Here is a 13080-nt window from a genome sequence, read left to right on the forward strand (position 1 = left end):
TTCCCATCCACGGACGTTCGCTTCCCGTTGATCTCGGTTGTGGCCCTCTTGCGAGCGAAGGGCCGGCCACCTACGGCGCACCGTCCGGTCGCCGGGCCGGGACCGGAGGACCGAGCGGCGTGGACGTACTGACGGTACTGGGGCCAGCGTGCTCGCTGCCGTGATCACCGTGGTCGGCGCCCCGGCTACGGGCCTGCACGGCGGCGTCGGCGAATGGGCTGGCGTGCCGGCCGTGCTGCTCGGCTGCGGTGGCATTTGTCCGCCGGGTTGAGGGCCGTGGGGTGGCGGCGGCCACCCCTCGATTCGAACCGCGTCGACGGCCCCGGTGTGGCCCGGCAAGGAAGGCCTGCCCGGTCGGGTGGGGGGCGGAGACCTGCCGGTCGGCGGGCGTGGCCGTGCTGGCAGGCGATGGCCCGGCGCCGCCGCTCGGCCTCGTTGCCGCTGCGGCTGTGGATGACGCCGCGGCCATGCTGCTGGCGACCGGCGGGCGAGGCGTGGATGAAGGCCCTGCCGTTGCCGTCGGAGAGCCGAATGGGGTGCGATGGCGCAGCCCTGTCGGAAGGCCGGGCGGCAGCCCTCTGGCTTCGCGGTTCATGTGCGGGATTGCGTGTGGGGCCTTCCTCCGCAAGGGGATGTGCAGCCGCCGAAGGCATGCCCACATGTCCTTCACCATCGTCGGGGGTGGTGCCCGCGCCGTCGGCCGGGCGGCCGCGGCTGCCGTTTGGACGGTGGTGGGGCCGCTGACCGCCGTGGGTTTCCATGGCGGTCAGCGGTGAGCGCGTGGAGGTTCTGCCGGGTGTCGTGCGGCCCGTCGGCGGGGTCAGGTGCGGGCGTTCTGGGGCGGGCTGGTGGCCGTGTCCGCGGTTGGGACGCTGCCTGTGTGGTCGACGGGGGGCGGGGATTCGGTGAGGCCGATGCGCCGGTGGAGGCGGCGCAGGGGTGCGGGTGCCCACCAGTTGGCGTGGCCGGCCAGGCTCATGAAGGCGGGGACCAGGACGCCGCGGATGAGGGTGGCGTCGACGATGACGGCCAGGGCCATGCCGATGCCGAGCTGCTGGAGGAAGACCACGCGGCCGGTGGCGTAGGCGGCGAAGGAGGCGGCCAGGATGAGGGCGGCGGCGGTGACCAGCGGGGCGCTGCGGGCGATGCCGAGGGGTACCGATCCGGCGGGGTCGCCGGTGCGGTCGTACTCCTCCTTGATCCTGGACAGCAGGAACACCTCGTAGTCCATGGACAGGCCGTAGGCGATGCAGAACATCAGGATGGGGATGCTGGGTTCGATCGTTCCGGTGGGGGTGAAGCCGAGCAGGCCGGACAGGTTGCCGTCCTGGAAGACCCAGACCAGGGCGCCGAACATGACCGAGAGGCTGAGCATGTTGAGGACGGTGGCCTTGAGCGGGGCGATCAGGCTGCCGGTCATCAGGAACAGCACCACGAAGGTGACCGCGACGATGAGGGCGGCGACCAGTGGGAGGCGGGCGGTGACGCCGTCGCGGTAGTCGGCGAGTTCGGCGGGGTAGCCGCCGACCTGGACGGTGTAGGGGGCGGGGACGGAGCGGATCTGGCGCACGAGCCCGACGGCGTCGGCGTCGAGGCGCTGGGAGGCGGGGACGACCGACAGCCAGGTCCCGGTGCCCGAGGGGGCCGTGTGGCGGGCGCCGATGGGGGCGGTCACGGGTCGTCCGCGGGTGTAGGAGCCGGCGGCCGAGTCGACGCGGACGATGCCCTCGACGCGGGAGAGGCGTGCGGCGTAGGCGCCGGTGGTGGCGGGGTCGGCGGCGGTGCCGGCGGTGGCCTCGGGGGCGACGATCTGGAGGGCGTCGGCCTCCTCGACGGTGAAGGAGGTGCGGATCTGGTCGTACACCTGGCGGACGGGGGCCGAGGAGTTCAGGACACGGTCGTCGGGCAGCCCGAACCGTACGCCCAGGAAGGGGGCGCCCAGGATGAGGACGATGCCCAGGGCGGTTCCGCCCAGCAGGAGGGGGCGGCGCATGACGCGGGCGGCGGTGCGGTGCCACAGGCCCGCGGTTCCGGCGCGGGCGGGCGGTGGCGGGGGGTTGCGGCGTTCGACGCGGTGGCCGAGGAGCGCCAGGGCGGCGGGCAGCAGGACGGTGGCGCCCAGGACGGCGGCCAGGACGACGGCGACGCCGGCGTAGGCGAAGGAGGCCAGGAAGGGGAAGGGGAAGGCCAGCAGCACCAGCAGGGAGGCGGCGACGGTGATGCCGCTGAAGATCACGGTGCGGCCGGCGCCGCGGACGGTGCGGGCGAGGGCGTCGGGGACGGGTGCGCCGCGGCGCAGTTCCTCGCGGAAGCGGAAGATGACGAACAGGCCGTAGTCGACGCCGAGGCCGATGCCCATGACCAGGGCGATGTTGGAGGCGAAGGTGGAGATCTCGGTGAAGGCGATGACGCCGCGCAGCAGGGCCAGTGAGCCCAGCACGGCGAACAGGCCGACGCCGACGGTGACCAGGGCGGCGGCGAGCCGGCGGTAGACCGCCCAGAGCAGGAGCAGCACCATCGGCAGCACGATCGCCTCGGCGCGCAGGAAGTCCTGGCGGGCCTGTTGCATGACCTGGCGGAAGACCTCGTCGCCGCCGCCGACGCGGACGGTGACCTCGGCGTCGGTCCGGGTGAAGTGGGGGGCGAGCGCGGGGAGGATGTCGCGGCGGACGCGGTCGGCGTCGCCGGGGATCCAGGCCAGGACCAGAGCGTGGCGGGCGTCGTCGCTGCGCAGGGTGGCGGGGTTGCCGCGGGTCCAGTAGGACCAGGCGTCGCCGACTCCGGGGCGGGCGGCCAGTTCGCGGGTGAGGGCCTTGCCGGCGTCGGCGACGCGGGGCCGGTCGACGGTGCCGGTGCGGGCGGTGACCAGCAGCGCGAGGTTGGGGGCGCCGGTGGAGTGGGTGCGGGCCAGGGCGTGGCGGGCGGCCATGGATTCCGACCCGGGGGCTTCGAAGCGGTTGAGGGAGAGTGCGTCGATGGTGCCGGCGCCGACGGCTCCGGCCAGGATCATCAGGGCCAGTCCGGCGGTGACGATCCAGCGGGCGCGGCCGATGAGCAGCCGGGCCGGGCGTGAGGCGCCGGGCGGCGGTGCGGGCGGGCCGTGGCTTGCGGGCATGCTTCCCCCTGAACAAGTATGCGAGTATCGACTCGTATTCGAAGGGGGAGAATACGAGCAAACACTCGTATTTGCAATACTCCTCGGGCCGGCCGGTGGTGCGCGAGCGCGCCGCGCGGGGCCGAGCAGGAGTGGCGCAGGAGCCGTGGAGGGGGATCGGGACTGATGGCCCAGCAGGCGCGGACGCCGCGGCGGCAGGCGCGCGGCGAGCGGAGGATCCAGGAGATCCTGGACGCGGCGGCGGGGGTGTTCGCCGAGGTCGGGTACGAGGCCGCCACGACCAACCGGATCGCGGCGGCGGCCGGGATCTCCCCCGGTTCGCTCTACCAGTTCTTCTCCAACAAGGAGGCCGTCGCGCAGGCGCTGGCCGACCGGTTCGTGGAGCAGATGGGCCGGGCGCACCGGGAGGCGTTCGAGTCGGGCGATGATCTGGGCGCGCTGCCGCTGCCGGAGATGATCGACCGGATGCTGGATCCGATCCTGGCGTTCAACATCGCCAATCCCGGGTTCAAGGCGCTGTTCGCGCGTCCGGACATGCCGGCCGGTCTGGCCGCGGCGGCGCGTCCGATCCAGGCGGCGCTGGCGGGACGGGTGGAGGCGGTGCTGGCGGCGCGGGCGCCGGGCGAGCCGGAGGCCGAGCGGAGCCGCCGGGCCAGGGTGCTGATCCAGATCTTCCAGGCGATGGTGCCGCTGGTGACCTCGGCGCGCGAGGACGAGCGCGAGGCGATGATCGCCGAGGTGAAGAAGGTGCTGCGCGGCTACCTGGAGCCGCTGGACGGCCGCTGACCCCGGCCCCGCCGGGGCCCGCGGGTCACGCGGTGCGGCCGGGGGCCAGGTGGAGCGCAGGAGCAGGTTCTCGTCGTGGTCGCCGCCGAGTTCGCGGCGGTAGGCGATGGGCGCCCGGACGGGCAGGCCGCGCGGGTGAACCCGTCGCAGGTCATCCGGTCGGCGCCGGGGACGGTCAGGGGCCGCAGCAGGGACATGCCCGTGTAGCACAGGGTGCCGTGCAGCAGCGGGTGGGGAGGGCGGCGGTTCCGCCGGGCCGGGCTCGTCCCGGGCCCGGCGGAACCCGTGCTTGCGGGGGTCAGGTGCCGGCGCCGACGGGGTCGGGTGGGAGGGAGACGGCGGGGGTTCCGGCGTCGTTGTGGCGGTCGGCCCAGGCGGTCAGGGCGGTGCGGCAGGCGTGGTCGAGGTGGCGCAGTCCCGCCAGGTCCAGTTCGATGGGCCGGTCGCGGGGCAGGGCCTCCAGGGTGTCGAGCATCTTGGGCAGGCGCAGGAAGGTGGCGTTGCCGGTGAGGGCGACGTGGACGGGGCCGTCGCCGTCGTCGGTGACCTCCAGGTGGATGTGGGAGGTCTCCCAGGCGGTTTTGAGGACGGCCAGCAGCAGGCCCAGCAGGACGCCCTCGAACAGGTTGAGGGCGACGACGGCGACGGCGGTGCAGATCAGGATGATCGCCTCGCCGCGGTGGCGCCGCCACAGCGGGCGCAGCTGGGCGGTGGGCAGCAGTTTCCAGCCGGCGTGGACCAGGACGCCGGCCAGGGCGGCCAGCGGGATGAGGCCGAGCGCGGCGGGCAGCAGCGCGGCGAACAGCAGCAGCCACACGCCGTGCAGGACGCGTGCGGCCTTGGTGCGGGCGCCGGCCTGGACGTTGGTGGCGCTGCGGACGATGACGGCGGTCATGGGCAGGGCGCCCAGGGCGCCGCAGACGGTGTTGCCGGCGCCCTGGGCCATGAGCTCCTTGTCGTAGTCGGTGCGGGGGCCGTCGTGCATGCGGTCGACGGCGGCGGCGCTGAACAGGCTTTCGGCGGAGGCGATGAGGGCGAAGGCGGCGATGGTGCCCAGCCCGGCCAGTTCGGTGAGCGGGGCCAGGTCGTCCAGGCCGGGCGGCTGGACGGCATTGAGCAGGCCCTGGACCTGGAGCCGGTCGACGGGCAGGTCCAGGACGGGGACGGCGGCGGTGGCCAGGGCGACGGCGGCCAGGGGGCCGGGGACGGCGCGCACGCGTGCGGGCAGGCGGGGCCACAGGACCAGCACGGCGATGGTGGCGGCGCCCAGGCCCAGGGATGCCGCGGCGGCGGGGGTGGCCAGGGCGTCGGTGAGCAGGGCGGGCAGTCCGGCGAGTTTGGCGGGGCCGGAGCCGGGGGCGGTGACGCCGGCCATGGCGTACAGCTGCCCGGCGATGATGGTCAGCCCGATCCCCGCGAGCATGCCCTCGACGACGGCGACGGAGATGGCGCGGAACCAGCGGCCCATGCGCAGGGCGCCCAGCAGCAGCTGGATGAGCCCGGCGGCCAGGACCAGGGTGCCCAGGGCGGCGACGCCGTAGCGGTGGACGGCCTCGAACACCAGCACGGTCATGCCGGCGGCGGGCCCGGAGACCTGCAGGCTGCTGCCGGGCAGCAGCCCGGCGACCAGGCCGCCGACGATGCCGGTGATCAGGCCGAGTTCGGCGGGCACTCCGGAGGCGACGGCCACGCCCGCGCACAGCGGGAGGGCGACCAGGAAGACGACGAGGGAGGCGGCGATGTCGCGCCGCCAGGTGATGGCGGTCATGGGTTCCCCGAATCGGCTGGGAGCGGAGCGGTCGGTCAGAGCGGCCGGAAGGCGCCGGGGCCGTGGCCGGGTCGGGGTTCGGGGTCGCGGGTGTGGTCGGCGGCGTGCTCGCGGGTGTGCTCCCGGCCGTCGGCGGCGTCGCCGGTGGTGTCGTCGGTGGTGTGGCCCGCGGTGGGGCGGGGGGCGGGTGCGGGCTGGTGGGCCAGGACGGTGCCGGTGTGGACTTCGTAGTACCAGCCGTGCAGGCCGATGCGGCCTTCGCGCAGGCGTTCGGCGACGCAGGGGTAGCCGCGCAGCCGGTCGAGCTGGGCCAGGACGTGGTGGCGGACGGCGTCGGCGAGCTGGGCCTCGGCCGGCCGGGCGGCGGGCCCGCCCGCGCCGCCGTGCGTGCCGCTGCGCGCGCCGCCGGGCGGGGTGGCGGCGGTGGGCGGGGTGGCGTGGTGGGTGAGCCAGCCGTTCATGGCGGGGACGTGGGAGAGGTCGTCGCCGCGGACGCGGGCGGCGACGGCGGCGCACTGGGAGTGGCCGCAGACCACGATGTCGGCGACGCCCAGGACCTGGACGGCGAATTCGATGGTGGCGGTCTCGCCGCTGGGGCGGGCCAGGTCGTAGCGCGGCACGATGCCGCCGGCGGTGCGCAGTTCGAACAGTTCCCCGGGTGCGGCGCCGGTGATCAGCGAGGGGATGACGCGGGAGTCGGAGCAGGTGATGAACAGGGCCAGCGGCTGCTGGCCGTCGGCCAGCGGGGCCAGGGAGCGGCCGTCGGCGGCCATGCGGTCGCGGAAGGAGCGGGCGTTGTCGACGAAGGAGCGCATGCGGAATTCCCCCAGGGGTGCGCCGCCGTCGTGGCGGGCACGTCGATGGAGCGGACATCGGTCGTGCTGCGGTGATCGCGCCGTGGCGTGGTGGCGGCCGCGGTGTGGTGGGGCGGCGCGCGTCCGTGCGGTGGCCGGCGCGGAGAAGGCGGGTGTGAGGCGGGGCGCGGTGGCCGTGGGCGCCCTGTCGTGCCGCGGTGTGGCACGGCGTGCCCGGTGTGCCCGGCGTGCTCGTGGCTGGGCCGGGTGGGAGGTGCCGGGATGGCGGCATGGACGCGTCGCCGGTCGCCGCCGGTGGTCGCCTGCCGCGTTCCGTCGTCGCCGTTGGCCTGGCGGCCTGGTGGCCGTGGCCGGCGGGACGGGTGCGGCGTGCTCGCGGTGCCTGGGCCGTGTCGCCGCCGGGTGCCCGGCCGCGCCTTGGTCACGTGTGGTGACGCGTGCCCCACGGACGGTGTCCGAGCGCGGGGTCGGTGTCAGGCGCGGCCGCCTGATCGGCTGTGGGCGATCAGTGGCGGGTGCGGCGGGGGTTCGGCCGGAACGTGCGAGCGGGCGTCCGGTGCGGCGCCGGGCTCGGCGCGCGGCGTGGTGCCGGGCGGGCGGGTCGCCTCGAGCGGGCGCGGATCAGCAGCGGAACACCTGGAGGAGGGCGCGCGTGTCCCTGGCCGTGCGGGTGCGCAGGCCGCGGGGGCGTCCGTCGTGGTCGCGGGGGTGGAAGGCGGCGCCGGCGCGGTGGTCGTCGAGGTAGGGCTTGGAGAGGTCGTCGGGGGTCTTGAGGATCCGGGTGTCGGAGACGGTGCAGCGCAGGCGGACGTGGGAGTGCCCGACGCCTTCGCGTTCGCTGGGCCGTTCGCGTTCCTCGCAGGTCTCGGCGAAGGCGGTGGCGGCGCCGGCGGGGCTGCCGGGCGGAGGCCCGGCGGTGCCGGCCGTCAGCGGGGTGGCGGTGGCGGGCGCGGGGAGGGCGGGTCCGGTGTCGGCGCCGCCGGGCACGGCCGCGCCGAGCGTCAGCAGCATGCAGGCGCCCAGCAGCAGGACCAGCGCCCTCCGGGTGATCGCGGCGGTGGGCCGGAGCCCCGCGCACCGGGTCACGCGCACCTCCCCCCACTGCGGTCACGCCGGAGGGCGCACGACGGCGACGCCCCTGTTGATCTTCTCTGCACGAGGATAGACGGCAGCGTGTCACCACGGTATCGCTTTGCGTACAACGACACGCGAATTAACCTTCACCGTCCGGCATGATCGCGGCCGCCGGCGGCCGCCCGGTGCGGCGGGCGGGCGGGGGCCGTCGCCGGGCGCGGGTCAGGCGTGTTCGGGGTCGAGTTCGACGGGTTCGGCGATGACGTCGACCATGGCGCCGTTGCGCAGGACGGTGATCTGCAGGGGCCGTCCGATCGCCTCGGCGAACATCAGGCGCTGCAGGCTCTGGGCCTGGCTGACGGGCGCGCCGCCGGCGGTGAGGACCAGGTCGCCGGGGCGTAGCCCGGCGCGGGCGGCGGGGCTGCCGGCGACGACCTCGGCGACCCGCAGCGCCTGGTCCTGGCCGAGCCGGGGGCGCAGGGAGGCCGGGACGGGGACGGGCGCGGCGACCAGGCCGAGGAAGGCGCGGCGGACGCGCCCGTCGCGCATCAGGGATCCGATGATGCGGCGGGTGGTGGCGTTGATGGGGACGGCCAGGCCCAGGCCGATCCCGGCGACGGCGGTGTTGACGCCGACGACGCGGCCGGAGGAGTCGGCCAGCGCGCCGCCGGAGTTGCCGGGGTTGAGGGCGGCGTCGGTCTGGATGACGTCCTCGATGACGCGGGCGGCGGTGCCGCTGCGGGCGGGCAGGGAGCGGCCCAGGCCGCTGACGACGCCGGCGGTGACCGAGCCGGCCAGGCCGAGGGGGTTGCCGACGGCGACGACCAGCTGCCCGGTGACCAGCCGGTCGCTGTCGCCGAGGGTGACGGGGCCGGGGGTGGGGCCGTCGGCGCGGATCACGGCCAGGTCGGACAGGGGGTCGGTGCCCACAACGGCGAAGGAGGCGGTGGTGCCGTCGGAGAAGGCGGCCTGGCCTTCGCGGGCGCGTCCGACGACGTGGGCGTTGGTGAGCAGGAATCCGTCGCCGGTGAAGGTGACCGCCGAGCCGGCCCCCTCGCGGCCGCCGTGCCGCACGCGCAGGGCGGCCACGCGCGGGGTGATCAGGCGGGCCACGTCGGAGACGACGCGGGAGTAGGCGTCCAGCGGGGCCTCGCCGCCGTCCCGCCCCGGCTCGTCCCGGGGCGGCGGGCCGTGCGGCGGCTCGTCGTGGGAGAACTCGTCGTGTCCGGGGCCGTCGCGGCGCGGGTCGCGGCCCGGGTCCTGTGGTTGGGGGCTCATCGCACCTCCCGATGATTACATGGTTACACGGCAACACCGAAAGGTGAAGAAGGCTTCCCGCCCCCCTTCGGCGTCGCGGGGGCGCATCGAAACGGTTGCGTACACATCGGCGTGCGGCTAGTGTACGGAACGGTTTCGTTTCGATGTACGGGGGCGGGGTCATGGCGGTGGGGCGCGGCCGGGCGCGGGAGGAGGCGATCCTGCTGGCGACGCTGGAGCTGCTGGCCGAGGTCGGCTACGACCAGATGACGATGGACGCGGTCGCGGTGCGGGCCCGTGCCAGCAAGGCCACCATCTACCGGCGGTGGCCGGGCAAGGCCGAGCTGGTGGTGGCGGCGGTGCGGCGGCACGCGGGCGGGCCGGCCGCGGCGGTGCCCGACACCGGGGAGCTGCGCGCGGACCTGCTGGCGGTGCTGGGGATCATGCGCGAGGGCCTGACCGGACAGGACGCGGCGCTGCTGCTCGGGCTGATGATCGCGATGCGGCGGGACGAGGAGCTGGCGCGCACCGTGCGGGCGCAGGTGGTCGGCGACAAGCGGGAGCTGTTCGGCGTCGTGGCCGGGCGGGCGGTGGAGCGCGGCGAGCTGCCGGCCGCCGCGGCGCCGCCGGCGGTGGCGATGTCGGCGGAGGTGGCCTCGGCGATGCTGCTGTCGCGGGTGATGGTCACCGCAGAGCCGCTGGACGAGGCGTTCCTGTGCCGGCTGGTCGACCAGGTGCTGCTCCCCCTTCTCCTGCGCCGGCCCCCCGCGGCGACAGCGGCCGGTGAGACCGACGAGGCCGACGAGACGACCGGTGGCGGAGCGGACGCCCCGGGGTGAACACCGATACCGGTGACCAGGAAGTGAGGACGGTCATGTGGCAGGCGATCGTGCTGGGTCTGGTGGCGGGGGTGCTGGGCGGCAACGCCGTCCCCCACTTCGTGGCGGGCATCACGCGCCGCTCGTACCCGAACCTGATGGGCAACGGGCCGGTGCCCAATCTGGTGAGCGGCTGGGTGGGCCTGGTGGCGACCGGGCTGCTGTGGCACTGGGCGGACACCGCGGGCCATGACGGCTGGGCCCTGGGCGCGGCGGCGGCGGGGGTGCTGCTGATCGGGCTGTTCCACGCGGGGCCGGGGGCGTTCGGGAGACCCGCTCGCGGGGAACGCCCCGCGTGACGGGCGGCTCCCGGCGCGGCCCGTCCGGCCCCGCCGGGAGCCGGAGATCATTAGGCTCGGGGCATGGGGATTCCCGGAACGTCGTCGCAGGAGCCGGTGGTCGTCGAGCGCGCCGAGGGGCACGGCGGCGAGCTGGTGCTGCGCCGCGCCGCCGACGGCCACCACGAGATCATCAGCAACGGGGTGTTCCTGATGGACACCCGCAACGGCGAGTCCGAGCGGCTGCTGGTGCGCGAGGCCGTCCGGGGGCTGGCGGCGCCGGCGCGGGTCCTGATCGGCGGGCTGGGCGTGGGGTTCTCCCTGCGGGAGGCGCTGCGGCTGCCGCAGGTGTCGCACGTGCGGGTGGTGGAACGCGAGCCCGCCGTGGTCGCCTGGCATCGCGGCGGGCCGCTGGCGCCCTGCTCCGGCGGCGCCCTGGACGATCCGCGCGTGCGGGTCGAGCTCGGCGACCTGGTCGGCTGGCTGGCACCGCCCCCCGGGGCGGGACGCGGCGCGCCCGAGCGGTTCGACGTGGCGTGCCTGGACATCGACAACGGCCCCGAGTGGACGGTCACGCCCGGCAACGCCCGCCTGTACGGGCCGCAGGGGCTGGAGTCGCTGCGCGGCAGGCTGACCGCGCGCGGCGTGCTGGCGGTGTGGAGCGCGGGCGCCGCGCCCGCCTTCGAGGGCCTGCTGCGGGAACGGTTCGCGCACGTGCAGGCCCTCCCGGTGCCGGTGCCGCGCGGCGAGCCCGACGTGGTCTACCTGGCCCGCGACGAGCCCGCTCCCCCCGTCTGACCCCGCCCGACCCCGCCTGATCACCGCGCGCGGCGCACCGCCGGGACCGGATGTGGCGACCCGCGCATGTCCGGCCAACACCCGGTTCGCTAGGTTTCGGCCAGACACAACCTATTTGGAGGGACTTGTGGCTACCGTTCACGCAGCCCGGCGGCGCGACGCCGTCCTGGGCGACCTGCTGCCCGGATCCCTGGCCCGCGACATCGCGCTGGTCGCCGGCTCGGCCCTCTTCGTCGGCCTGGCCGCCCAGATCGCCGTACCGCTGCCGGGCACCCCCGTCCCGGTCACCGGGCAGACCTTCGCCGTGCTGCTGGCCGGCGCCGCGCTCGGCTGGGGCCGCGCCGCACTGGGCATGGCGCTCTACCTGGCCGCCGGGATGGCCGGCGTGCCCTGGTTCGTCGACGGGCAGTCGGGCACCGGCCTCCCCACCCTCGGCTACGTGATCGGGTTCGTGGTGGCCGCCGCGGTCGTGGGCCGCCTGGCCGAGCGCGGCGGCGACCGCACCCCGCTGCGCACCGTCGGCACCATGGCGCTGGGCACCACGATCATGTACGCCGCCGGAGTGCCGTACCTGATGGCCTCCCTGGGCGTCGACCTGGGCAAGGCGCTGGACCTGGGCCTCACACCGTTCCTGGCCGGCGACGCGCTGAAGGTGCTGCTGGCGGCGGGCCTGCTCCCGGCCGCCTGGAAACTGGTCGGCCGCCGCGCCGGCACCGCCGAGCGGTAACCACCCGCACAGGGCAGAGACGAGGGCGGTGCGCACCCCGCGGCGGGTCCGCACCGCCCTCCGCCCAGAGCCCGGCCGGATGTGGCGCACACCTCAACCAGACCGCCCGGCACGCAGGTTTGAACGGGTTCAACTCTGTCGTAGAGTGGCACCCGTGAACCTGGCCGTGAGCGCACCCGACCGCCTGGTCGTCCGCACCGTCCACATCCCCGACCCAGGCGACCTCATCGCCCGCCTCCCCCACCCGGCCGCACTGGCCTGGATCAGGCACGGCGAAGGCATCGTCGGCTGGGGCCAGGCCGCACGCCTCGACCTCCCCGGAGGCCCCGACCGCTTCGCCGACGCCGACCGATGGCTGCGCGAACTGTTCACCACCGCCTCCATCGACGACCCCCTCCAGATCCCCGGCACCGGGCCCGTCGCCTTCGGCGGCTTCGGCTTCGACCCCAAATCGGCCGACTCGGTCCTCATCGTCCCCCGCTGGATCCTGGGCCGCCGCGACGGCCACGCCTGGCTCACCACCATCGGCGCCGACGCCGACCCCCTCGCCCTCCTCCACCGGCCCCGCCCCACCACCCGGCTCACCTGGAGCGACGGCGCCCTCACCGCCCCCGCCTGGCAACGCGCCGTCGGCACCGCCGTCGACCGCATCCGCGCCGGACGCCTCGGCAAGGTCGTCCTGGCCCGCGACCTGCACGCGCACGCCGCCGAACCCATCGACGCCCGCGTCCTGCTGCGCCGCCTCGCCGACCGCTACCCCGGCTGCTACACCTTCTCCTGCGCCGGCATGGTCGGCGCCACCCCCGAACTCCTCATCCGCCGCACCGGCGGCACCCTGGACTCCCTCGTCCTGGCCGGCACCACCGCCCGCGGCACCACCCCCCACGACGACGCCGCCCGCGCCGCCCGCCTCTTTGCCTCCGCCAAGGACCGCCAGGAACACGCCTACGCCGCCGAGATGGTCCGCGACGCACTCGCCCCGCTGTGCGCCGAACTCACCGTCCCCGACCGGCCCGAACTGCTCACCCTCGCCAACGTCATGCACCTGGCCTCCGCCGTCCACGGCCGCCTCGACAGCGACCGCTCCGTCCTGGACGTCCTGGCCGCCCTCCACCCCACCCCCGCCGTCTGCGGCACCCCCACCGACACCGCCCTGCACCTCATCCGCGAACTCGAGGGCATGGACCGCGGCCGCTACGCCGGCCCCGTCGGCTGGGTCGACTCCCGCGGCGACGGCGAATGGGGCATCGCACTGCGCTGCGCCCAGATCCAAGGCACCCACGCCCGCCTGTTCGCCGGCTGCGGCATCGTCGCCGACTCCGACCCCGCCGCCGAACTCGCCGAAGCCCAGAACAAGTTCCGCGTCATGCAGGACGCCCTTGAGGGCTGACCCCGCACCAACGGCACCCCGCACACCCCGTGGACACCCCCCGGGCCACGGCGGCACCACCCGAACGGACACCCCTGCGTCCGGGACGCCCCGAATTCGGCAGCACGCCACCCCATCTGCGATCATGGCCGACCGTGACCAGGGGAAGGCCGCGACCGGCGCACCGCGGGCGACGCCCCCCGGCCACCCCAAGA

At 75.5% G+C, this 13080-nt stretch carries 11 protein-coding genes; 6 read left to right on the forward strand and 5 right to left on the reverse strand.

Annotation, left to right across the window (positions count from 1 at the left end):
* Window positions 1-820: 820 nt before the first annotated feature.
* The gene (locus ACZ466_RS50225; protein ID WP_378281065.1) at window positions 821-3115 is read right to left on the reverse strand and encodes an MMPL family transporter; all 2295 of its coding nucleotides are present in this window, start codon (window positions 3113-3115) and stop codon (window positions 821-823) included.
* 165 nt (window positions 3116-3280) lie between these two features.
* Between ACZ466_RS50225 and ACZ466_RS50230 the strand changes: the two genes are divergently transcribed.
* The gene (locus ACZ466_RS50230) at window positions 3281-3901 is read left to right on the forward strand and encodes a TetR/AcrR family transcriptional regulator (protein WP_378281066.1); all 621 of its coding nucleotides are present in this window, start codon (window positions 3281-3283) and stop codon (window positions 3899-3901) included.
* Between the two features lie 298 nt (window positions 3902-4199).
* Here ACZ466_RS50230 and ACZ466_RS50235 read toward each other — a convergent pair whose 3' ends face one another.
* The 4 genes from ACZ466_RS50235 to ACZ466_RS50250 form a co-directional block, all read right to left on the reverse strand.
* Complete coding sequence (locus ACZ466_RS50235; protein WP_378281067.1) at window positions 4200-5669, reverse strand: SulP family inorganic anion transporter; 1470 nt, start codon at window positions 5667-5669, stop codon at window positions 4200-4202.
* A 35-nt stretch (window positions 5670-5704) separates the two neighbouring features.
* Window positions 5705-6484: a carbonic anhydrase gene (locus tag ACZ466_RS50240; RefSeq protein WP_464042159.1), complete on the reverse strand. Its 780-nt coding sequence runs from the start codon at window positions 6482-6484 to the stop codon at window positions 5705-5707.
* Between the two features lie 621 nt (window positions 6485-7105).
* Window positions 7106-7570, reverse strand: coding sequence for a hypothetical protein (locus ACZ466_RS50245; protein ID WP_378281069.1), 465 nt, complete (start codon window positions 7568-7570; stop codon window positions 7106-7108).
* Between the two features lie 210 nt (window positions 7571-7780).
* Window positions 7781-8836, reverse strand: coding sequence for a S1C family serine protease (locus ACZ466_RS50250; protein WP_378281070.1), 1056 nt, complete (start codon window positions 8834-8836; stop codon window positions 7781-7783).
* 143 nt (window positions 8837-8979) lie between these two features.
* Between ACZ466_RS50250 and ACZ466_RS50255 the strand changes: the two genes are divergently transcribed.
* The 5 genes from ACZ466_RS50255 to ACZ466_RS50275 all read left to right on the forward strand — a co-directional run bounded on the left by ACZ466_RS50255 (window position 8980) and on the right by ACZ466_RS50275 (window position 12886).
* Complete coding sequence (locus ACZ466_RS50255; RefSeq protein ID WP_378281071.1) at window positions 8980-9654, forward strand: TetR/AcrR family transcriptional regulator; 675 nt, start codon at window positions 8980-8982, stop codon at window positions 9652-9654.
* Window positions 9655-9689: 35 nt separating this feature from the next.
* A complete protein-coding gene (locus tag ACZ466_RS50260) occupies window positions 9690-9992 on the forward strand; it encodes a hypothetical protein (protein ID WP_378281072.1) in 303 nt (100 codons plus the stop codon).
* Between the two features lie 63 nt (window positions 9993-10055).
* Entirely contained in the window at window positions 10056-10769 is a 714-nt protein-coding gene (locus ACZ466_RS50265; protein WP_378281073.1) for a spermidine synthase family protein, read from the forward strand.
* A 127-nt stretch (window positions 10770-10896) separates the two neighbouring features.
* The gene (locus tag ACZ466_RS50270; protein ID WP_378281074.1) at window positions 10897-11496 is read left to right on the forward strand and encodes a biotin transporter BioY; all 600 of its coding nucleotides are present in this window, start codon (window positions 10897-10899) and stop codon (window positions 11494-11496) included.
* 154 nt (window positions 11497-11650) lie between these two features.
* Window positions 11651-12886, forward strand: coding sequence for an isochorismate synthase (locus ACZ466_RS50275; protein ID WP_378281075.1), 1236 nt, complete (start codon window positions 11651-11653; stop codon window positions 12884-12886).
* The last annotated feature ends 194 nt before the right edge of the window (window positions 12887-13080 follow it).

This window comes from Actinomadura rugatobispora (assembly GCF_055379765.1).

Excerpts from the sequence above, each read along its gene's own strand:
- ACZ466_RS50225 (WP_378281065.1), bottom strand. The coding sequence starts at position 3,115 with ATGCCCGCAAGCCACGGCCCGCCCGCACCGCCGCCCGGCGCCTCACGC.
- ACZ466_RS50265 (WP_378281073.1), top strand. The coding sequence starts at position 10,056 with ATGGGGATTCCCGGAACGTCGTCGCAGGAGCCGGTGGTCGTCGAGCGC.
- ACZ466_RS50255 (WP_378281071.1), top strand. The coding sequence starts at position 8,980 with ATGTACGGGGGCGGGGTCATGGCGGTGGGGCGCGGCCGGGCGCGGGAG.
- ACZ466_RS50260 (WP_378281072.1), top strand. The coding sequence starts at position 9,690 with ATGTGGCAGGCGATCGTGCTGGGTCTGGTGGCGGGGGTGCTGGGCGGC.
- ACZ466_RS50230 (WP_378281066.1), top strand. The coding sequence starts at position 3,281 with ATGGCCCAGCAGGCGCGGACGCCGCGGCGGCAGGCGCGCGGCGAGCGG.
- ACZ466_RS50250 (WP_378281070.1), bottom strand. The coding sequence starts at position 8,836 with ATGAGCCCCCAACCACAGGACCCGGGCCGCGACCCGCGCCGCGACGGC.
- ACZ466_RS50240 (WP_464042159.1), bottom strand. The coding sequence starts at position 6,484 with ATGCGCTCCTTCGTCGACAACGCCCGCTCCTTCCGCGACCGCATGGCC.
- ACZ466_RS50235 (WP_378281067.1), bottom strand. The coding sequence starts at position 5,669 with ATGACCGCCATCACCTGGCGGCGCGACATCGCCGCCTCCCTCGTCGTC.